This window comes from Mesorhizobium sp. M0518, from assembly GCF_040321125.1.
In the GTDB taxonomy this organism is placed as follows: Bacteria; Pseudomonadota; Alphaproteobacteria; order Rhizobiales; family Rhizobiaceae; genus Mesorhizobium.
The window spans coordinates 32,367-50,541 of the sequence record NZ_JAMYQY010000027.1 but is presented as its reverse complement, the minus strand read 5'-3'; the positions used below and the strand labels follow the sequence as shown (position 1 = coordinate 50,541).

General features: G+C 63.0%; 22 protein-coding genes and 1 tRNA gene. 3 read left to right on the top strand and 20 right to left on the bottom strand.

Features of this window, described 5'->3' with window-relative positions; translation table 11 throughout:
- Window positions 1-77, top strand: a tRNA-Pro gene (locus tag NKI66_RS28635).
- Window positions 78-196: 119 nt separating this feature from the next.
- On the opposite strand, the gene NKI66_RS28630 is transcribed toward NKI66_RS28635, so the two are convergent.
- Together NKI66_RS28630 and NKI66_RS28625 are read right to left on the bottom strand one after the other, a co-directional pair.
- Window positions 197-658: a YbaK/EbsC family protein gene (locus NKI66_RS28630; protein ID WP_128305465.1), complete on the bottom strand. Its 462-nt coding sequence runs from the start codon at window positions 656-658 to the stop codon at window positions 197-199.
- A 178-nt stretch (window positions 659-836) separates the two neighbouring features.
- Entirely contained in the window at window positions 837-1,121 is a 285-nt protein-coding gene (locus tag NKI66_RS28625) for a helix-turn-helix domain-containing protein (protein WP_127320647.1), read from the bottom strand.
- 283 nt (window positions 1,122-1,404) lie between these two features.
- Here NKI66_RS28625 and NKI66_RS28620 point away from each other — a divergent pair, with 283 nt between their 5' ends.
- Window positions 1,405-2,019: a hypothetical protein gene (locus tag NKI66_RS28620; RefSeq protein WP_352753736.1), complete on the top strand. Its 615-nt coding sequence runs from the start codon at window positions 1,405-1,407 to the stop codon at window positions 2,017-2,019.
- A 528-nt stretch (window positions 2,020-2,547) separates the two neighbouring features.
- On the opposite strand, the gene NKI66_RS28615 is transcribed toward NKI66_RS28620, so the two are convergent.
- The 8 genes from NKI66_RS28615 to NKI66_RS28580 all read right to left on the bottom strand — a co-directional run bounded on the left by NKI66_RS28615 (window position 2,548) and on the right by NKI66_RS28580 (window position 7,528).
- On the bottom strand, window positions 2,548-2,697 hold the full coding sequence (locus NKI66_RS28615) for a hypothetical protein (protein WP_164893064.1): 150 nt from the start codon (window positions 2,695-2,697) through the stop codon (window positions 2,548-2,550).
- Between the two features lie 86 nt (window positions 2,698-2,783).
- Window positions 2,784-3,086, bottom strand: coding sequence for a hypothetical protein (locus NKI66_RS28610; protein WP_128305467.1), 303 nt, complete (start codon window positions 3,084-3,086; stop codon window positions 2,784-2,786).
- 92 nt (window positions 3,087-3,178) lie between these two features.
- Window positions 3,179-3,718, bottom strand: coding sequence for a MerR family transcriptional regulator (locus tag NKI66_RS28605; protein WP_023810244.1), 540 nt, complete (start codon window positions 3,716-3,718; stop codon window positions 3,179-3,181).
- A gap of 124 nt (window positions 3,719-3,842) precedes the next feature.
- Complete coding sequence (locus NKI66_RS28600) at window positions 3,843-4,166, bottom strand: integration host factor subunit alpha (protein WP_023810243.1); 324 nt, start codon at window positions 4,164-4,166, stop codon at window positions 3,843-3,845.
- A gap of 103 nt (window positions 4,167-4,269) precedes the next feature.
- Window positions 4,270-5,241: a beta-ketoacyl-ACP synthase III gene (locus NKI66_RS28595; protein WP_023810242.1), complete on the bottom strand. Its 972-nt coding sequence runs from the start codon at window positions 5,239-5,241 to the stop codon at window positions 4,270-4,272.
- A gap of 9 nt (window positions 5,242-5,250) precedes the next feature.
- Window positions 5,251-6,321 carry a phosphate acyltransferase PlsX gene (gene plsX, locus NKI66_RS28590; protein ID WP_023810241.1) on the bottom strand — a complete coding sequence of 357 codons (1,071 nt, stop codon included), beginning with the start codon at window positions 6,319-6,321 and terminating at the stop codon, window positions 5,251-5,253.
- Between the two features lie 113 nt (window positions 6,322-6,434).
- Window positions 6,435-6,983, bottom strand: coding sequence for a YceD family protein (locus NKI66_RS28585; RefSeq protein ID WP_352753733.1), 549 nt, complete (start codon window positions 6,981-6,983; stop codon window positions 6,435-6,437).
- On the bottom strand, window positions 6,980-7,528 hold the full coding sequence (locus tag NKI66_RS28580; protein ID WP_023810239.1) for a ubiquinol-cytochrome C chaperone family protein: 549 nt from the start codon (window positions 7,526-7,528) through the stop codon (window positions 6,980-6,982). The genes NKI66_RS28585 and NKI66_RS28580 overlap by 4 nt, the downstream gene beginning before the upstream one ends.
- Before the next feature lie 114 nt (window positions 7,529-7,642).
- Here NKI66_RS28580 and NKI66_RS28575 point away from each other — a divergent pair, with 114 nt between their 5' ends.
- On the top strand, window positions 7,643-8,155 hold the full coding sequence (locus NKI66_RS28575; RefSeq protein ID WP_023810238.1) for an outer membrane protein assembly factor BamE: 513 nt from the start codon (window positions 7,643-7,645) through the stop codon (window positions 8,153-8,155).
- Window positions 8,156-8,422: 267 nt separating this feature from the next.
- Here the strand turns inward: NKI66_RS28575 and NKI66_RS28570 are convergent, their stop codons facing one another.
- The 10 genes from NKI66_RS28570 to NKI66_RS28525 all read right to left on the bottom strand — a co-directional run bounded on the left by NKI66_RS28570 (window position 8,423) and on the right by NKI66_RS28525 (window position 18,163).
- Window positions 8,423-10,564, bottom strand: a complete 2,142-nt coding sequence (locus NKI66_RS28570; RefSeq protein ID WP_023810237.1) for a sodium-translocating pyrophosphatase — start codon at window positions 10,562-10,564, stop codon at window positions 8,423-8,425.
- A 241-nt stretch (window positions 10,565-10,805) separates the two neighbouring features.
- Window positions 10,806-11,555 carry an ABC transporter permease gene (locus NKI66_RS28565; protein ID WP_023810236.1) on the bottom strand — a complete coding sequence of 250 codons (750 nt, stop codon included), beginning with the start codon at window positions 11,553-11,555 and terminating at the stop codon, window positions 10,806-10,808.
- A complete protein-coding gene (locus NKI66_RS28560) occupies window positions 11,552-12,490 on the bottom strand; it encodes an ABC transporter ATP-binding protein (RefSeq protein WP_023810235.1) in 939 nt (312 codons plus the stop codon). Before NKI66_RS28560 ends, NKI66_RS28565 begins: the two co-directional genes overlap by 4 nt.
- Window positions 12,487-13,650: an ABC transporter permease gene (locus NKI66_RS28555; RefSeq protein WP_023810234.1), complete on the bottom strand. Its 1,164-nt coding sequence runs from the start codon at window positions 13,648-13,650 to the stop codon at window positions 12,487-12,489. Before NKI66_RS28555 ends, NKI66_RS28560 begins: the two co-directional genes overlap by 4 nt.
- 302 nt (window positions 13,651-13,952) lie before the next feature.
- Entirely contained in the window at window positions 13,953-14,864 is a 912-nt protein-coding gene (gene osmF / locus NKI66_RS28550; protein ID WP_352753729.1) for a glycine betaine ABC transporter substrate-binding protein OsmF, read from the bottom strand.
- A gap of 177 nt (window positions 14,865-15,041) precedes the next feature.
- Complete coding sequence (locus tag NKI66_RS28545; protein WP_352753727.1) at window positions 15,042-16,247, bottom strand: MFS transporter; 1,206 nt, start codon at window positions 16,245-16,247, stop codon at window positions 15,042-15,044.
- A complete protein-coding gene (gene nusB, locus NKI66_RS28540) occupies window positions 16,244-16,744 on the bottom strand; it encodes a transcription antitermination factor NusB (RefSeq protein ID WP_023810231.1) in 501 nt (166 codons plus the stop codon). The genes NKI66_RS28545 and nusB overlap by 4 nt, the downstream gene beginning before the upstream one ends.
- Window positions 16,741-17,235 carry a 6,7-dimethyl-8-ribityllumazine synthase gene (ribH, locus tag NKI66_RS28535; protein ID WP_013532245.1) on the bottom strand — a complete coding sequence of 165 codons (495 nt, stop codon included), beginning with the start codon at window positions 17,233-17,235 and terminating at the stop codon, window positions 16,741-16,743. The genes nusB and ribH overlap by 4 nt, the downstream gene beginning before the upstream one ends.
- Window positions 17,236-17,342: 107 nt before the next feature.
- Entirely contained in the window at window positions 17,343-17,546 is a 204-nt protein-coding gene (locus NKI66_RS28530) for a type II toxin -antitoxin system TacA 1-like antitoxin (protein ID WP_023810230.1), read from the bottom strand.
- Window positions 17,546-18,163 carry a riboflavin synthase gene (locus NKI66_RS28525; protein ID WP_023810229.1) on the bottom strand — a complete coding sequence of 206 codons (618 nt, stop codon included), beginning with the start codon at window positions 18,161-18,163 and terminating at the stop codon, window positions 17,546-17,548. The genes NKI66_RS28530 and NKI66_RS28525 overlap by 1 nt, the downstream gene beginning before the upstream one ends.
- Window positions 18,164-18,175: the final 12 nt, after the last annotated feature.

Below are 18,175 nucleotides of genomic sequence, written 5' to 3'. Positions count from 1 at the left end.
CGGAGTGTAGCGCAGCCCGGTAGCGCACTTGACTGGGGGTCAAGGGGTCGTCGGTTCGAATCCGGCCACTCCGACCAATTCAAAGCAGGACTTGCCCCCGAAGTCCGCCCCTCCAGATGCCCCAGTCAGCCCGGCCAAATCTCGGATCTGGGCAACCATGTCCTCTCCCATTTGAACTCCGGCTTGGGCGCCAACTCTACCCTTGGCACACATCAACCCATTCAGCCCCAATGAGCTCAACCATGCGCTGCGGCGCAATCCGCACGGCCGCATTGGTGGCGCCGGCAGCGGGCACGACTTCGTCGAATTCGCGCAGCGACACGTCACAATAGACCGGCAGCGGCGCCGGCAGGCCGAACGGGCAGACGCCGCCGACCGGATGGCTGGTTGCTTCGACAACCTCGGTGGCGTCGAGCATACGCGGCTTGCCGCCGAACTGGTCCTTGAACTTGCGGTTGTCCAGCCTGGCGATGCCGCTGGTCACCACCAGCATGGTGCGGTCGCCGACGCGCAGGCAGATCGTCTTGGCGATCTGGGCCGGCAGCACGCCATGCGCCTCGGCCGCCAGGGCCACCGTCGCCGAGCTCGCCTGCGTGACGATGACATGGATGTCCGGCGCATGGGCGGCGAAGAAGGCACGAACGGATTCCAGGCTCATATCGAAAAACCGACGGTTCAAAAACGTTATGGACGGCGGATTACGGTCCAGCAGCCAGACGCATAGGCACGTGCGATAGACAGATCGGCAAGTGCCAGGCTGAAGCAAAGCGCTGCGGCAGGTACAAAGAAACCCGCCAAGGGGCCTTGGCGGGTTCTCTGGAATGCATGGTGCGGATCTACGCCAGCGATCGACCTTGCGCCGCCGGCGTCGGCGCAGCCGGGGTGATCAGAGCCTCCTGGGGAAGGTGAAGCGCGGACACAATACGACGCAGCTTCGACGGGTCGGTCACTCTCCCGCTTTCGATATCCTCAATCTCGTCCACCGCCAGGCCGCATGTCAGGGAGAGCTCTTCCACGCTGTAACCGCGGGTCTCCCGCATCGCTCTGAGGGTGTTGTAATCTGGCCCGCTCCCGTTGGTTGCCGGTTCGGAGTGGGGTTCGCTTTTCGCATTATGGGGCATTGGCAACTCCATGACTGAAAGAGTTTGATCAAATGAGGAGTGTTGCCTGAGACGGTCGGGAAGATGCCCTCTCGCCGGCGATTTGCCAAGAGCCAAAAGGGCCGTCACGGGATCGTGAACCAGGCGCCTGGCGCGGCCCTCTCGCGTACACGTCGCGATCAAGTTGTTTTGAAGGTCCGATCGGCCTTTTGCCGGCAGTTTCGCCGCGCACGTTCGTTATCTCCGGGTCGCTGGCGTGAAACCATCCGGTTCCAGCCAGCTCGTTCCCGGAAGGATTTTTGCAATGAACTTGAAGACATTCATGGTCGTGCTCGGCACGATTTCCAGCCTTTCCGTCGCCGGCGCGGGCGCCGCCCAAGCCGCAGACGCGCTGCGTGTGCGCGGCACGGTGGTCAGTTTTGAGCCCACGCTGCTCACCGTGAAAACCCGCCAGGGCGATACCGACGCGATCAAGCTCAAGGCTGGCTGGAAGATCTCGGGCGTCGCCAACACCTCGGCAAAGGACATCAAGCAGGGGGATTTCCTCGGCATTGCCTCCGTTTCGAAAGCGGATGGCGGCAGCGGCGCCCTGGAGGTGGTGGTCTTTCCGGCCGCGCTGAAAGGCACTGGCGAGGGCGACCGTCCCTGGGACCTGCAGCCAAACAGCCGGATGACCAACGGCACCGTCGCCGACGTTACCGATATAAGCGGGCGATCCGTCACCCTGACCTATGACAATGGCCAGACCAAGAAGATTTCGATCCCCGACACCACGCCCGTCGTGACCTTCGCGCCGGCGACGCCTACCGACCTCAAGCCGGGTGCGACGGTCTTTGTCACCGCTGAGCGGGGCAGTGACGGCGCGCTGAGCGCCAGCCGCGTCGTGGTCGGAAACAACGGCGTCGTGCCGCCGATGTAGTGGGACGGGCGGCCAATGGCCGCCTCTCGATCTTGCCGTGCATGGTGGCAGGAGGCTGAATTGGGCAGAAACAGTACAGAAACAAAATTCTACAATCGGGAAATACTGACGAAAAAATTCAGGCGCGTAATTCCATTCGCGGCGGCCGGGCTATCGCCCCGATCCATACGCCCGCGAAACAAAAGGAAACGATCCATGAAGAAGTCCCTCCTCTCGGCCCTCGGGCTTGCAGTTGCATTGGCTTTCACGGTGCCCGTCATCGGTGCGACGAGTGCGGATGCCGCCCCGATGGCAAAGCATCATCGTCACCACCATCATCATCGCCACCATGTCCGCCACCACCATCATCACCGCCACCACCACCATGTGATCGGAAACAAGGCCTAAGCTCCGCAGACCGCCACCGAGAAGACCGGCCTTGGCTTCCTGTCCAAGGCCGGCTACTCCGCCCCGCGAGGCTCGATCGCGGATCGACAATTCACGCAAATCCAATGCGCGACGCCGGTGAGATCGTCATCCCGGCGCTGGCTATGGCACCACCACCAATCCGGCGTTCACCGGCGAATCGAGCGGCTCTGGCGGCTTGACCAATCCGCATTCCTGCGCCGGCGACACAGAGGTGTTGGGCGCCTCTATGCCGACACGCTCCTCGCCAGATGCCGGAGCGACAACAGACATGGCCGCTCGCAAGGAAAATGACGGATCACCTTAGGGCGAGCCGTCACTTCTTCTTGCTCGTATCTGTGGGATTTGGGTTTTAGAATTCAGCGCCGGCTGAACAGCAGACTGGCGACAAGACCGAGCACCACAAGGCCCACTGCGGCGGCAGCTGCCGGATGGTCGCGGGCCGACTTCTCGATCACCCTGCCCTGTTTGCGGATTGCCGGCATGGCATCGTGCAGGCGGCCGGCAAGATCGGAATAGGTGTCGAGCGCGGCATCGCGACCGTCCTCGTAGTAGGCGCCGCCTCGCCTCGCCACAGCCCTCTTCAAGCTGGCCAGTTCCTTGCTGAGAACCGCGACCTGCCTGTCGAGATCGATGTCCGAGAGGGTCGAAAATGATGCCATGGTATGTTTCCTTCACTTGCAGAAAGAAGCGTAACGCCTCACCCGAAGACGGGTTCCGGTTTTCGAACTATCGATGTCGCGTCGGGCTGCGGTCAGCGCACCTGGTCAAGCAGGCGCTTGCATTCCAGGAGGTCGAACAGCGCCTCCTGCAGCAAGGCCCTGTTGTCGCGCGAGAGTTTCGATGCATCCGGTTGCACCGGACCGTCCTCGTCGCTCTTGCCCAGGCCGAAAAAGCGGCGGCTGGGCTTCACCCGCGGCTGGCCGACCAGTTCGTCGTCCATGCCACGCGGCTGGGCCGCCGGCGTCAGCGGCACTTGGTCAGCCTGCCTCCGCTGCGAGATCGCCTCGACGGCGGCCATGTCGCCATTGCCGATGGCAACCAGGAAATGGTTGCCGTTCTCGCGCAACAGCTTCTGCACGCCCTTGATGGTGTAGCCCTGGTCGTAGAGCATGTGGCGAATGCCCTTGATCAGCTCGACATCCTGCGGCCGGTAGTAACGACGGCCGCCGCCGCGCTTCATCGGCTTGATCTGGTTGAAACGCGTTTCCCAGAAACGCAGCACATGCTGCGGCAGATCGAGATCTTCGGCGACCTCGCTGATGGTACGAAAGGCGTCGGGGCTCTTGTCCATGGGCGAATCCTCACGCTGGACGATGATCCAGCCTACCTGCCGAATCGGGGCGTATTTCAGCGGTTTATGAAGCAATATTCAAGCCCGGCGTCATGGCGGCGGCAGTTTTCAACCGCACAATGGACTACTTGCTGCTTTTGGCCTTGCCGCTCTGATGGGAGCGCAAGATACGGCTCTTCAGCACATTCGACGACTTGAAGGTCATCACCCGACGCGGCAGGATCGGCACTTCCTCGCCGGTCTTGGGATTGCGGCCGATGCGTTCGTTCTTGGAGCGGACGTGGAATGTCGCGAAGGACGACAGCTTCACCGTTTCGCCGCGCACGATGGCTTCGCAGATTTCATCCAGCACCGCTTCGACGAGCTCGGCCGATTCAGTGCGCGACAGGCCGACCTTCCGGTAAACTGCCTCGGCAAGGTCGGCGCGCGTAAGTGTCTTTCCCCCCATGCGACCGTCCCATCAGCTCAAAACATAAAATTCGGCACAACGACGGCAGAGCCTAAGTAATTGATCCGTCAAGGTCAAGGACCGAAACTGGACCGTTCGGCACTTACCAGCGAACCAGGACAGCGCCCCAGGTGAAGCCGCCACCCATCGCTTCCAGGAGGACGAGATCGCCCTTCTTGATGCGGCCGTCGGCGACGGCCACCGACAGCGCCAACGGCACGGAAGCAGCCGAGGTGTTACCGTGCAAGTCGACCGTAACCACCACCTTTTGCTCAGCTATCCCGAGCTTCTTGGCGGAAGCGTCAATAATTCGTTTATTGGCCTGGTGGGGCACGAACCAGTCGAGATCATCGGCCGAGATACCGGCTTGCGCGAACGTCGCCTCGATGACGTCGGTGATCATGCCGACCGCATGCTTGAAGACTTCGCGACCCTCCATCCGGAGATGGCCAACCGTACCCGTGGTCGACGGCCCGCCGTCGACGAAAAGCTTGTCCTTGTGCGTGCCATCGGAGCGCAGGCTGGCCGCCAGAACGCCATGGTCGGCGATCGTGCCCGCCCCCTCGCCTGCTTCCAGAATCATGGCGCCGGCGCCGTCGCCGAACAGCACACAGGTCGAGCGGTCGCTCCAGTCGAGGATGCGCGAGAATGTTTCCGAACCGATCACCAGGACACGCTTGGCCAGGCCGCCGCGGATGTAGAGATCGGCGGTGGTCACGGCATAGACGAAGCCCGAACAGACCGCCTGCAGGTCGAAGGCAAAGCCGTGATGCATGCCGAGCCGGTTCTGGATCTCGACGGCGGTGGCCGGGAATGTGTTGTTTGGCGTCGAGGTCGCCAGCACGATCAGATCGATGTCGGCGGGCGTGAGGCCCGCATTGGCAAGTGCGGCACGTGCCGCTGCTTCCCCGAGCGAAGCCGTGGTCTCGTCGTCACCAGCGATATGTCGCTGGCGAATACCGGTACGCTGGGCGATCCACTCGTCAGAGGTCTCGACCATGCCTTCGAAATCGGCATTCTTCATGATTCGGCGGGGCAGCGCGGCGCCCGTGCCGCGCACGACTGATCTGATCAAAGTTCTTTCCTATTCCTTTGCGTCGGTGACGACGTCGGATTTCCTAGCTGACAGGGCACGCGGGTTGCGCGCATGAAACAGGTCCAGATCGGCCTCGATGCGGTCGAGTAGGTTGTTGCGGACCATGTCATAGCCGAGTTCGATCGCGGCGGCGAACCCGTCAGAATCAGCACCGCCATGGCTTTTGACGACGATGCCGCTCAGCCCCAGGAAAACGCCGCCATTGGAGCGGCCGACATCCATCTTTTCGCGCAGGCGATCGAAGGCGCCCTTGGCGAAGATATAGCCGATCCTGGCCATCAGAGTCCGGCTCATCGCCGCGCGCAGATAGCCACCGATCTGGCGCACCGTGCCTTCCGCCGTCTTCAGCGCGATGTTACCGGCAAAGCCTTCGGTGACGACGACGTCGACCACGCCCTTGCCGATATCGTCACCCTCGACGAAACCGTGATAGTTCATCGAGGCCATGTTGGCTTCGCGCAGCATGCGCCCGGCCTCCTTGACCTCTTCCTGGCCCTTGATCTCCTCGACGCCGACATTGAGCAGGCCGACGCTGGGCCGGGCTATGCCGAAGACCGAGCGCGCCATGCCGGTGCCGAGAATGGCAAAATCAATGAGCTGTTGCGCATCGGCCCCAATGGTCGCGCCGACGTCCAGCACCACGCTTTCGCCGCGCAATGTCGGCCAAAGGGCTGCGATTGCCGGGCGATCGATGGTGGCCATGGTGCGCAGGCAAAATTTCGACATCGCCATCAGCGCGCCGGTGTTGCCGGCGGAAATGCAGGCGTCGGCCGTGCCGGCCTTGACCGCTTCGACGGCCTTCCACATTGATGACTTCCAGCGGCCGTGGCGCAGCGCCTGGCTCGGCTTGTCGTCCATCCTGACCGCAATTTCGCAATGGAAGAATTCACTGATCTCGGCGAGCTTGGGAAATTTGGCAAGCTCCGGGCGCACGACCTCCTCACGCCCGAAGATGACGAAGCGGATGTCGGGACGACGGGTCGCGACCGTCATGAGCGCTGGAATGACCACGGCTGGTCCGTGATCGCCGCCCATGGCATCGATGGAAATCCTGATCACGCGGTATTTATCTCACGGTTAGGCGGCAGGTCGCTTTAGCGACCGCGAAGGTTCGGCGAAAATAACGGTTTTGGGCTGCCGCACAACCGACTTTTCCGTCGCGGGCGAGCTTTTCAGGATTTTCCCAGCAAGGATCGCAGTTTTTGCTGAAATTCATTCTCCGCCGGTTCGTTCTCGCTGCCGGTGTTGAGCGATGCGCCCTGCTTGCGCGGATAGGGGTCGATGGCGAGCCCGAAATACTGTTCGGCGATTGTCCCGACATCGATCGTGTCACCGGAAAATGTCTCTGGACTGTCAGGGCCTTCCGCGTCGAGCAGGATCTCGCCGCCACCATCGAAACCCTGCCGTCCAAGCTTGGAATCCTCGGGCAGCAGCAGCGCTTCGACCGGTTCGTCGATATGCGCCTCGACAGGCTCGAGCGTGACGATGCAGGCCTGGGTGATGTCGGCTTCGACGCGACCGCTTATCTTCACGCCATTGCGCTTCCACGACGCGACCAGAAGCTCGGCGCGATAGGATTCGACCGAAATCAGCCCGTGCTCCTCGGCCAGTGCCGCACGCTGCGCGGCATCGGCCTCGATAACCAGCGGCAGGCCCTTCTGCGGCAGGCGCGTAACGTTTGCCCGGAAGGAGACCGGGCTTTGCGGGTCAACATGCTTCATTGTTCAACCTCCTTGGCGGCGGGAAAGGTCAGCGTGCCGGAGACAATCGATTCGGATGTCTGCGCGGCCAGATGACTGCGCGCGTCGGTAACATAGTTGGCCAGCAGCGATGCTTCCAGCCAGGCGCCCGCGTCGGGCCGGACATTGCGGGCAAGAGCCGCGGTCAGCCCTTCATGGTCGTTTCTTTTCAGGGCATCGTCATAGGCAGCGGTTCGGCCATAAAACATCTTTGCCAGCTTTTTCATGCGTTTGGGCACGCCCACGTCGCCAATGCCCAATTCCCGCAACGAATGGTCGACGTCGAGGAAGAACTCGTCGATCAGCACCTGGGCGACCTCTTGCGCCGCACCGCCCTCCCCGCGCAACCTGTGCTGGAACAGGAACATGTGCAGCGACAGCATCTCGAAACGGCCAAGCGGCGTGTCTGGCACATTCCAGTGGGAATAAAACACGGTCTGCCGCGCCGCCGCCACGATTTGTGCGTAAAGCGCCTCGGTGATAGCGCGGTTGGCGTAGCGTTCGCGGCCAAAAAAGCGCTGGAACATTGGGGATGGTCTCCTGGGGACCGTTTGTTGAAATGGGCTTGTTGCATCGGCAAGCAAGCTGGTTTACCGGTTTCGCGGCCCAGCGCAAGTTGCGGCCAGCTAATGGAGTTGTTGTTGCGCGCGCTGAATTTCAAGTCGACCTTCTCGTCCAGGCCCGCCGGCGCGATCTCGCTGCTGATGATCGTTTCGGCACTGTCCGCCTGCCACACCTCCAAGATGATCGGCGACCTCAGCCCAAGTGAGACGCTGACGCAAGGTTACGTCATAGACCAGCAGGCAATCGACCTGGTGCCGGTCGGTTCGAGCCGCGAGCAGGTGCTTCTGGCGCTCGGCACGCCGTCGACGACCGCGACCTTCGACAACGAGGCCTTCTATTACATTTCGCAGACGCGCAAGCGCTACGTCGCCTTCGACAAGCCACGGCTGATTGACCAGCATGTGCTGGCGGTCTATTTCGGCGCCGATGGCCGCGTCACCCAGATCGCCAATTACGGGATGAAGGACGGCAAGATGTTCGACTTCATCTCGCGCACCACACCGACCGGCGGCAAGGACCAGAACTTCCTCAGCCAGATCATCAACGGTGCCAGCAAGCTGGCACCCAGCATTCCGGGCGGCGGCGTCTAATTCCTTTCGGCTTTCATTCCGGAAGCCTCATCATCTCAGGCGACCAAAAACCCGCGGGAGCGATCCTGCGGGTTTTTGTTATGGGGATCGGTCACCGGTGTGGCCGTGGCCAAGGAAACGCGAGCCGAGCCTGGATGAGATGCTTGCACACCACGCACTGGAGGACCCAGGCGAAGCGAAGCGCTGAAGGGTCGACGTTGTCATCGCTTCAACAAAAAACCCGCGGGATCGCTCCCGCGGGTTCTGTTTTCGAGTGGATGCTTTTGATCAGCCGTGCGCGAGCACGGCCAGCAGCAAGAGCGCGACGATGTTGGTGATCTTGATCGCCGGGTTGACGGCCGGGCCAGCGGTGTCCTTGTAGGGATCGCCGACCGTGTCGCCGGTCACCGAAGCCTTGTGCGCCTCGGAACCCTTGAGATGCTTGACGCCGTCCTTGTCGACAAAGCCGTCTTCGAAGGACTTCTTGGCGTTGTCCCAGGCACCGCCGCCAGAGGTCATCGAGATGGCGACGAACAGGCCGTTGACGATGACGCCGAGCAGCGAGGCACCAAGGGCGGCAAAGGCGGACGCCTTCGAGCCCGAGATCAGCAGCACGCCGAAATAGACGACGAGCGGCGCCAGCACCGGCAGCAGCGACGGGATGATCATTTCCCTGATTGCCGCCTTGGTCAGCAGGTCGACCGCGCGTGCGTAGTTCGGCTTCGAGGTGCCGGCCATGATGCCCGGATCCTCGCGGAACTGCTTGCGTACTTCCTCGACGATGGCGCCCGCCGCGCGGCCGACGGCCGTCATGGCGATGCCGCCGAACAGATACGGGATCAGCCCGCCGAAGATCAGGCCAGCGACGACGTAGGGGTTGGAGAGATCGAAGGAGATCTCGCCAATGCCCTGGAAGTAGGGATATTTGTCGCCATTGGCGGCAAAGAACTTCAGGTCGTTCGAGTAGGCGGCAAACAGCACCAGTGCGCCGAGACCGGCCGAACCGATGGCATAGCCCTTGGTCACCGCCTTGGTGGTGTTGCCGACCGCGTCGAGCGCGTCGGTGGACTGGCGCACTTCCTTGGGCAGGCCGGCCATTTCGGCAATGCCGCCGGCATTGTCGGTGACCGGGCCGAAGGCGTCGAGCGCAACGATGATGCCGGCAAGACCGAGCATCGTCGTGACCGCGATCGCCGTGCCGAAGAGGCCGGCAAGCTGATAGGTCGAGATGATGCCGCCGACGATGACGATCGCGGGCAGCGCCGTCGATTCCAGCGAGACCGCAAGGCCCTGGATGACGTTGGTGCCGTGACCGGTGACCGACGCCTGGGCGATAGAGTTGACCGGGCGCTTGTTGGTGCCGGTGTAGTATTCGGTAATGACCACGATGAGACCGGTCACCACGAGGCCGACCAGGCCGCATATGAACAGGTTCTTGCCGGTGATGACCATGCCGGCGACGGTGCCGATCTCGCCCCAGCCGAGGGTGACATGGGTGGCGACGCCGAGGCCGACGATGGACAGCAGGCCGGTGACGATCAGGCCCTTGTAGAGTGCGCCCATGATCGAGCCGTTGGAACCGAGCTTGACGAAGAAGGTGCCGACGATCGAGGTCAGGATGCAGGCGCCGCAGATAGCGAGCGGATAAAGCATGGCTGCACCCAGAACGGCGGTACCGCCAAAGAAGATGGCAGCCAGAACCATGGTGGCGACAACGGTCACCGCATAGGTTTCGAACAGGTCAGCGGCCATGCCGGCGCAGTCGCCGACATTGTCGCCGACATTGTCGGCGATGGTGGCCGGGTTGCGCGGATCGTCTTCGGGAATACCGGCTTCGACCTTGCCGACGAGATCGCCGCCGACGTCGGCGCCCTTGGTGAAGATGCCGCCGCCGAGACGGGCGAAGATCGAGATCAGCGATGCGCCGAAGCCGAGCGAGACCAGCGAGTCGATGACGATGCGATCATTGGGCTGGAGGCCCATGAAGTGGGTCAGGATGAGGTAGTAGATCGAAACGCCGAGCAAGGCCAGGCCAGCAACCAGCATGCCGGTGATGGCGCCCGATTTGAACGCGATGTCGAGGCCGGCAGCGAGGCTGTTCGATGCGGCCTGCGCCGTACGAACATTCGCGCGAACGGAGACATGCATGCCGATGAAGCCGGCGGCGCCTGAAAGCACTGCACCGATCAGGAAGCCGATCGCGGCGGTGATGGACAGCAGCCACCAGGCGAGCACGAGGACGACGACGCCAACGATGGCGATGGTGGTGTACTGACGCGCCAGATAGGCCTGTGCGCCCTCGCGGATAGCCGCGGAGATTTCCTGCATGCGTGCATTGCCCTGATCGGCCGCAAGGACCGAACGTGTCGCCCAGATGGCGTAAAGGATTGAAAGCAGGCCGCAGGCGATGACGGCGGAAATAATTGTCATTGCCGGATTTTCCTCGATTGATGGCCCAAAAGAACCCCTCCCTGGGCCGTTGAGACAAAGACCGGATTCCGCGCACGCAATCCGCCTCTTCGCATCGGTGTATGCGAAACAGGGCTGCGAACGTCAAGATATTGTTCGGTTTTTGCCCGGCTTTCGCCTAAATGGTTGGGGCCAGGCGGCGGCTGCCGTCAGCACCCTCCTATTAGATCGATTGAAATTGGCCTCTTGACGCAGGACGCCCCTACTCGGCTTCCCGGCCCATGCGGCGCGCCGTGTAGCGCTCGATCGCCGACAGACCGTCATAGATCAGCACGGCAAGCGCTGCCACGATCAGGCCGCCCTGCAGGATGAAGGCGAGATTGTTGGACAACAGCCCGGCGATGATCACTTCGCCCAGCGTTTTGGCTGCCACGGTCGAACCGATGGTCGCGGTGGCAAGACTGATCACCACCGACAGCCTGATGCCGCCGAGAATGATCGGGGCGCTGAGCGGCAGCTCGACCTTGGTGAGCCTTTGCCAACCGGTCATGCCGGCGCCGCGCGCCGCTTCGACGACATTGGCCGGCAGCGTCGTCAGGCCGGTCAGCGCATTTTCGAAGATCGGCAACAGGCCGTAGAGAAACAGGGCGATCAGCGTCGGCTTCTCGCCGAAGCCGACGGCCGGCACCGCAAGCGCCAGCACCGCCACCGGCGGAAAGGTCTGGCCGATGTTGACCAGGCTGCGCGATAGCGGCAGGAATTCGGCGCCGGCCGGCCTGGTGACCAGGATGGCAAGCGCCACCGCGACGATGGTTGCGGCCACGGTGGCGATCAGAACCGTGCGCAAATGCAGCAATGTCAGTGTCAGCAGGCTGCCCTGATTGTAGATCACCGGCGCATTGTTTTCGGTCAGCGGCTTCAGCAGCGGCTCGAACCAGCCCGGATTGGTGACGAAGGCAACGAGCAGCACCACCAAGGCTAGCCTGAGCAGCGATGGAAGCCAGGCCTTCATGCCGGCCTCGCCGCGCGCTTCACCAGCCCGTCGATGGTCACGCGGCCAAGCGGCTTGCCGTCGGTGCCTGAGACCGGCAGCGCCGGCCGGCCCGACCACAGCAATTCGGCCAGCGCGTCGCGCTGGCTGGCATCGCCGGGGATCGCCTCGCCTTCGGCGGAGCCCTTCTCCACGGCATCGCGGACCCGGCCGAGCGACAGCAACCGGAACGGCCTCTCGCTGGCGCCAACCAGGGTCTCGACGAAGGCGCTTGCCGGCTTTGCCAGGATCTCGGCTGGCTTGGCGTATTGCACCAGCTTGCCGGCATCCATGACCGCGATCTTGTCGCCCATATGCACGGCCTCTTCCATGTCGTGGGTGACGAGAATGATGGTGGTGCCGAAGCGCTTCTGGATCGCCAGCAGATCCTCCTGCGCCTTGGTGCGGATGATCGGGTCAAGGGCGCCGAACGGTTCGTCCATCAACAGCACGTTGGGCTCGGCGGCGAGTGCGCGGGCAACGCCGACGCGCTGCTGCTGGCCGCCGGACAGTTCGTGCGGATAGCGCGGCCCGAAGGCTTCGGGATCGAGCTGATAGAGCGTCATCAGCTCGTCGACCCGGGCCTTGATACGGTCCTTGTCCCAGCCAAGCAGCACCGGCACGGTGGCAATGTTCTGTGCCACCGTGCGATGTGGAAACAGGCCGTGGCCCTGGATGGCGTAGCCGATGCTGCGGCGCAGCTCGTAACCGGGCAGCGAACGATTGTCGGCGCCGTCGAGCTTGATGATGCCCGAGGTCGGCTCGACCAGCCGGTTGATCATGCGCAGCAGCGTCGTCTTGCCGGAACCGGACGTGCCGACAATGACGGCGATGGTGCGCGGCTCGATGACCATCGACACGTCATCGACCACGGTCGTCGCGTCATAGCGCTTAGTGATGCCTTCGATCTCGATCATGCCGTTTCAACCCTGCGCTTGGTGGCGGTCATTTCGATCACCGCATCGAGGATGATGGCGGCGGCAAAGGCGAGCGCGACCGTCGGCACGGCGCCGAGCAGCACAAGGTCCATTGCCGTCTGACCCACACCCTGGAAGACGAACACGCCGAAACCGCCGCCGCCGATCAGCGCGGCAATGGTGGCGAGGCCGATGTTCTGCACCAAAACGATACGGATGCCGGTGAGGATGACAGGAAAAGCCAGCGGAAACTCGATGCCGAACAGGCGCTGCCTGTCGGTCATGCCCATGCCGCGCGCCGCGTCGTTGGCCGCGCGCGGCACGCCGGCGAGACCGACCACCGTGTTGGCCACCACCGGTAGCAGCGAGTAAAGGAACAACGCGACGAAGGCGGGAGCGGTGCCGATGCCGCGAATACCGAGCGCGGCAGCCCCCGGCACATGCGCGGCAACCCAGCCGAGCGGCGCGATCAGCAGGCCGAACAGCGCGATCGAGGGAATGGTCTGGATGATGTTGAGCACGTTGAGAACCCCGGCCCGCAGATTTTCGACGCGATGGCACAGGATGCCGAGCGGCAGGCCGACGATCACCGCGGCGGCCAGCGAACCGAGCGCCAGCGTCACATGCTTGGAGCCCTCCGCCCAGAAACTGTCGGCGCGGTTGAAATATTCCTTCAGGATCGACAGATTGTCCCAGCTTCCCGAAATCAACAGCAGCCCGATCGCCAAAGCCGCGACCACAAGCACGCCAACCCGCGCCAATGGCGACAGGTTCAGCCTTGTCAGCACGTCGGCGAGCAAAAGCGTGAAGGCAAAGATCAGAATCCAGAAACCGGAGGCTGGCGAAACTCTGGCGAAGGTGTTGCCCGCCGGCGTGAGAAATGTTCCGGCGACACCGATCAGCAGCGCGAGCGCGGCAAGCGCCATCACGCTGGCGGCAAGGCGCAGCACAAGTGGTGTCTTGAACAGCGCGATGAGTGCTGCGGCGACAATGATGGCGAGCAGCAGCGTCCCGGTCGTTGCCGGCAGCGCCTCGAGAATCGAGCGCGCCTGGCCGGGGACGATGCGGTTGGCACGGAACGTGGCAAAGGGCGCGGCAAAAGCCGCGTAGGCTGATATCGCGGCGATGACCACGCCGAGCTTGTCGAAGCGGGGAGTCATGGTTGCCCCTCATGAGGGGCGATTTGCCACATCGCGCAGCTTTCTTTGGGGATTGGCGAAAACCGACGCGATATCCGATCTCCCCCCTTGCGGGGGAGATGGCCGGCAGGCCAGAGGGGGGTGTGAAGGATCGCCAACTTTCGGGTGTCGGCTTGTTCAGAAGCAACCCTGTCGAGGCACGCACCTTTGACGGGTTGGGAGGTCGGCGGGACAGCACCCCCCTCTGTCCTGCCGGACATCTCCCCCGCAAGGGGGGAGATCAGCAGCTTCCAGAGGGGGGTGCCTTGCACCGGTGTCACTGACTACTTCAAAAACCCGTTCTTCTTCAAAAAGTCCTCGGCGACGCCCTTGACCGGCTCGCCGCCGACCTGCACGCGACCGTTCAGTTCCTGCAGCGTGACGAGGTCGAGCTTGGCGAAGACCGGCTTCAGCAGCGTCTCGATCTCGGGATGTTCCTTCAGCACCGCTTCGCGGATGATCGGCGCCGGCTGGTAGACCGGCTGCACGCCTTTGTCGTCGTCGAGCACGACGAGTCCGGACGGTGCGATGCCGCCATCGGTGCCGTAGACCATGGCCGCATTGGCGCCGTTGGTCTGGTTGGCGGCCGCTGCGATGGTTGCTGCCGTGTCGCCGCCCGAAAGGGTGATCAGTTGGTCCGGCTTCAGCGTGAAGCCATAGGTGGTCTGGAAAGCCGGCAGCGCAGCCGCCGAATTGACGAACTCGGCGGAAGCCGCCAGCACCACCTGACCGCCGCCCGCGACATATTTGCCGAAGTCGGTGAGCGTGGCGAGTTTGTTGGTCTCGGCGACTTCCTTGCGCAGCGCGATCGCCCAGGTGTTGTTTGCGGGCGACGGCGACAGCCAGACGATCTTGTTGGCGTCGTAGTCGAGCTTCTTGGCCGTTTCATAGGCCTTGGCGGCGTCTTTCCAGACCGGGTCGTCGGCCTTTTCGAAGAAGAAAGCGGCGTTGCCGGTATATTCGGGATAGATGTCGATCTCGCCGGCGGTGATCGCCTTGCGCACCACCGGCGTACCACCGAGCTGGATACGGTCCGATGTCTTGATGTTGTTGGCGTTGAGCACGAGCTGGATGATGTTGCCGAGCACGCCCCCCTCTGTGTCGATCTTGGAAGAGACAACCACCTGGCCATTGGCGGAAGCCACCGTGATGCCGAGCGCCAATGCCGCGCCGGCCAGAAACTTGACTGAAAACATTGTGAAACCCCTTGCTATGAACCGAAACGCGGTGACCGCATATGAGCATGGCTTCAACGGCCAGTCGGGGCACACGGTTTCATAACAATAGGTACAGACGCAATATTTTTGTTCCGGAGCGGTAAATTCGACCGACATCGTGCTGACAGCGCCGTGTCAGGTGAAACGGCGGATGGATCAGGCTTCGGCTTTGCGCAAGCTCGTCAGCTTGAGCGCGCCGAGCGCCACGAAGCACAGGACGGTGACCGGAAAGACTATCCAGTTCAGCATCTCCCAGCCCCAGGCGTTGTAGACCATGCCCGACATCAGCGAGGCGCAGGCGACGGAGCCGAACAGGACGAAGTCGTGGAAGCCTTGCACCTTGCCCTTTTCCGACGGCCGGTAGGTGGCGGCCACCATCGCGGTCGCGCCAATGAAGCCGAAGTTCCAGCCAAGGCCTAGCAGGATCAGCGACGTCCAGAACTGCCACAGCGCCAGGCCCGACAGAGCGACAATGGCGCAGCCGATGAGCAGGATCAGGCCGGTGGCCACGATGCGTTCGGCGCCGAAGCGATGGATCAGCGAGCCGGTGAAGAAGCTTGGCGCGAACATCGCCATGACGTGCCAGGAGATGCCGAGCGTCGCGTCGTTCTCCGACAGGCCGCAACCGACCATGGCCAGCGGTGCGCCCGTCATGACGAAGCTCATCAGCGCATAGCTGCCGACCGCGCAGACGAAACGCGGCTGCGTGACGATCTCAGCCAGTGGCCTGGCGTCGCTGTCGGCGATCTCCACCTTGCCGGATGCTTTCGCCGGCAGCCGCAGGAACGACAGGACGATGGCGCCGACGGCGGCCAGCGGCAGGATGGAGACGAACGAACCGGCAAACATGACCGGCGCAAGCAATTCGCGGGTGAAGATGACGATCTGCGGCCCGAGGATGGCGGTGACGACGCCGCCGGCCAGCACGAAGGAGATGGCGCGCGCCTTGAATTCCGGCGGTGCGTTGTCGGCAGCGGCGAAGCGGAACTGCTGGACGAAGGCGCCGCCGACACCGATCGTGAGCAAGCCAAAGGCAAACAGCCAGAAGCTGCTTTGAAAAAGCGCAAGCGTGGCGACGAGGCCGCCAAGCGCCGTGACGATCGTTCCGGTCATGAAGCCGCCGCGCTGGCCCATGCTGCGGATGATGGCCGCTGCAGGCAGCGCGCCGAGCGCCACGCCGATGTTGAAGCCGGTGACCGGCGCTGTCGCCAATGATTTGTCGGGACCGAGCAGATATTGCCCGGCCAGCGCGCCCACGGAGATGGCGATGGGGGCCGCCGAGCCGATGATCGCCTGCGAGGCGGCCAGGATCAGCGCCGTGCGTCGCGCCTCCTGACTGGCATCGAGGGCGATGGCCGTCATGATGCGTCCTTGCCGCGCCCCTCGCCACGCACCCGGCGAGACACACGGTCGAGCACGGCATTGACCAGCTTCGGCTCATCTTCCTCGTAGAAGGCCTTAGCGATGTCGACATATTCGGAGACGATGACGGCGACGGGGACATCCTCGCGCTTCATCAGCTCGTAGACGCCGGCGCGCAGGATGGCGCGCAGCGTCGAATCGAGCCGCGACAATGGCCAGTCCTCGGTCAGCGCCTGGCGGATGATCGGATCGATGGTCTTCTGGTTCTCGACGACACCCGCCAGAATAGCGCGGAACCATTGCGCATCGGCCTCGCGGTAGAGCGCGCCGTCGACTTCCTTGCCGAGACGAAAGGCCTCGTATTCGGCGGTGATCTCGAAGACGCCACTGCCGGCGACATCCATCTGATAGAGCGCCTGCACGGCGGCCAGACGGGCAGCGCCGCGTTTGTTGGCGTGGCGCACCGAGGGCTGGCCGGGCGAAGCGGGTTCGCTCACGATCGCGCTCCCAGTTGTTCCTTGAGGGCAATCATGGTCAGCGCCGCACGCGCGGCAAAGCCGCCCTTGTCGCCTTCCGAGCGCTTGGCGCGAGTCCAGGCCTGGGCGTCATTCTCGGTGGTGAGGATGCCATTGCCTATGCAGACAGAGTCCTGCACGCTCAAATCCATGAGCGCGCGGCTGGATTCATTGGCGACAATGTCGAAATGATAGGTGTCTCCGCGGACGACGGTGCCGAGCGCGACAAAGCCATCATAATGTGTGCCGCCTTCCGTCGCGCCGTCCAGTGCAAAGGTGATCACCGCGGGGATTTCGAGCGAACCTGGGACGGTGACGACATCATAAGTCGCGCCCGCTTCATCGAGCGCGCTTGTCGCGCCATCGAGCAGCGCGTCGGCAAGGTCGTCGTGAAAGCGCGCTTCGACAATAAGCAGATGCGCCTTCGCCTTCGGACGAATGAAGGCTTTGCCGTGTTGGGATGTACCAGCCATAAAAGTCTCCGGGGAGTTGCCGGTGACTTAGGCCGAAGCCGGGTTCATCGCAAGCGGAAGATTGTCCACGTTGCCGAAGGTCCGCAGAACTTATTGGTTTCCAGTGCTCATACGCCTGTATTGTGACGGTAGCCACGCACGGTATCGCGCAGACGATCGTTCACCGATCGAGGATTGATCAAGGCTTCAACGAAGACTCTGCTGTCGTTGACGGACAGATCGAGTTGCGAGTGCTCTTCGGTGTTCACATCGGCCTGCACCTCACGCATCAACTTGTCTTCCTGCGTGGAATTCACCCTGTCCTTGGTCATCAAAGCCCCTCTTTCGTCGCCTCCACCAGCCGCGCCGCATAGCGGGCCATGGTGTCGATCTCGAGGTTGACGCGGTCGCCGACCTTGCGCTCGCCCCAGGTGGTCACGGTCAGCGAATGGTGGATCAAAAGCACGTCGAAGCGCGTGCCTTCGACCTTGTTGACGGTGAGCGAGGTGCCGTCGAGCGCGACGGAGCCCTTGGGCGCGATGAACTTCGCCAGGTCGCGCGGCGCCTCCAGCGTGAAGCGCACGGCGTCGCCCTCATCCTTGCGCTCGACGATTTCGGCCATGCCGTCGACATGGCCCGAAACGATGTGGCCGCCGAGTTCGTCGCCGATCTTCAGCGCCCGCTCCAGATTGACCTTGGTGCCGGATTTCCAGCCCGAGGCCGTCGTCAGCCTCAGCGCCTCTTCCCAAGCCTCGACCTCGAACCAGCGCGCGTTCGAGCCGCTGTCGGGCAAGGCAGTGACTGTCAGGCAAACACCGCCGCAGGAGATCGAGGCGCCGATGGCGATGGTCTGCGGATCATAGGCGGTGTCGATGCGCAGCCCCACCCCTTCCCTGAGCGGCTCGACGGAAGCGACAGTGCCGACATCGGTGACAATTCCGGTAAACATTGGTGTTGATCC

Excerpts from the sequence above, each read along its gene's own strand:
- NKI66_RS28630 (WP_128305465.1), bottom strand. The coding sequence starts at position 658 with ATGAGCCTGGAATCCGTTCGTGCCTTCTTCGCCGCCCATGCGCCGGAC.
- NKI66_RS28625 (WP_127320647.1), bottom strand. The coding sequence starts at position 1,121 with ATGCCCCATAATGCGAAAAGCGAACCCCACTCCGAACCGGCAACCAAC.
- NKI66_RS28620 (WP_352753736.1), top strand. The coding sequence starts at position 1,405 with ATGAACTTGAAGACATTCATGGTCGTGCTCGGCACGATTTCCAGCCTT.
- NKI66_RS28615 (WP_164893064.1), bottom strand. The coding sequence starts at position 2,697 with ATGTCTGTTGTCGCTCCGGCATCTGGCGAGGAGCGTGTCGGCATAGAG.
- NKI66_RS28610 (WP_128305467.1), bottom strand. The coding sequence starts at position 3,086 with ATGGCATCATTTTCGACCCTCTCGGACATCGATCTCGACAGGCAGGTC.
- NKI66_RS28605 (WP_023810244.1), bottom strand. The coding sequence starts at position 3,718 with ATGGACAAGAGCCCCGACGCCTTTCGTACCATCAGCGAGGTCGCCGAA.
- NKI66_RS28600 (WP_023810243.1), bottom strand. The coding sequence starts at position 4,166 with ATGGGGGGAAAGACACTTACGCGCGCCGACCTTGCCGAGGCAGTTTAC.
- NKI66_RS28585 (WP_352753733.1), bottom strand. The coding sequence starts at position 6,983 with ATGAAGCATGTTGACCCGCAAAGCCCGGTCTCCTTCCGGGCAAACGTT.
- NKI66_RS28580 (WP_023810239.1), bottom strand. The coding sequence starts at position 7,528 with ATGTTCCAGCGCTTTTTTGGCCGCGAACGCTACGCCAACCGCGCTATC.
- NKI66_RS28570 (WP_023810237.1), bottom strand. The coding sequence starts at position 10,564 with ATGACAATTATTTCCGCCGTCATCGCCTGCGGCCTGCTTTCAATCCTT.
- NKI66_RS28565 (WP_023810236.1), bottom strand. The coding sequence starts at position 11,555 with ATGAAGGCCTGGCTTCCATCGCTGCTCAGGCTAGCCTTGGTGGTGCTG.
- NKI66_RS28560 (WP_023810235.1), bottom strand. The coding sequence starts at position 12,490 with ATGATCGAGATCGAAGGCATCACTAAGCGCTATGACGCGACGACCGTG.
- NKI66_RS28555 (WP_023810234.1), bottom strand. The coding sequence starts at position 13,650 with ATGACTCCCCGCTTCGACAAGCTCGGCGTGGTCATCGCCGCGATATCA.
- osmF (WP_352753729.1), bottom strand. The coding sequence starts at position 14,864 with ATGTTTTCAGTCAAGTTTCTGGCCGGCGCGGCATTGGCGCTCGGCATC.
- NKI66_RS28545 (WP_352753727.1), bottom strand. The coding sequence starts at position 16,247 with ATGACGGCCATCGCCCTCGATGCCAGTCAGGAGGCGCGACGCACGGCG.
- ribH (WP_013532245.1), bottom strand. The coding sequence starts at position 17,235 with ATGGCTGGTACATCCCAACACGGCAAAGCCTTCATTCGTCCGAAGGCG.
- NKI66_RS28530 (WP_023810230.1), bottom strand. The coding sequence starts at position 17,546 with ATGACCAAGGACAGGGTGAATTCCACGCAGGAAGACAAGTTGATGCGT.
- NKI66_RS28525 (WP_023810229.1), bottom strand. The coding sequence starts at position 18,163 with ATGTTTACCGGAATTGTCACCGATGTCGGCACTGTCGCTTCCGTCGAG.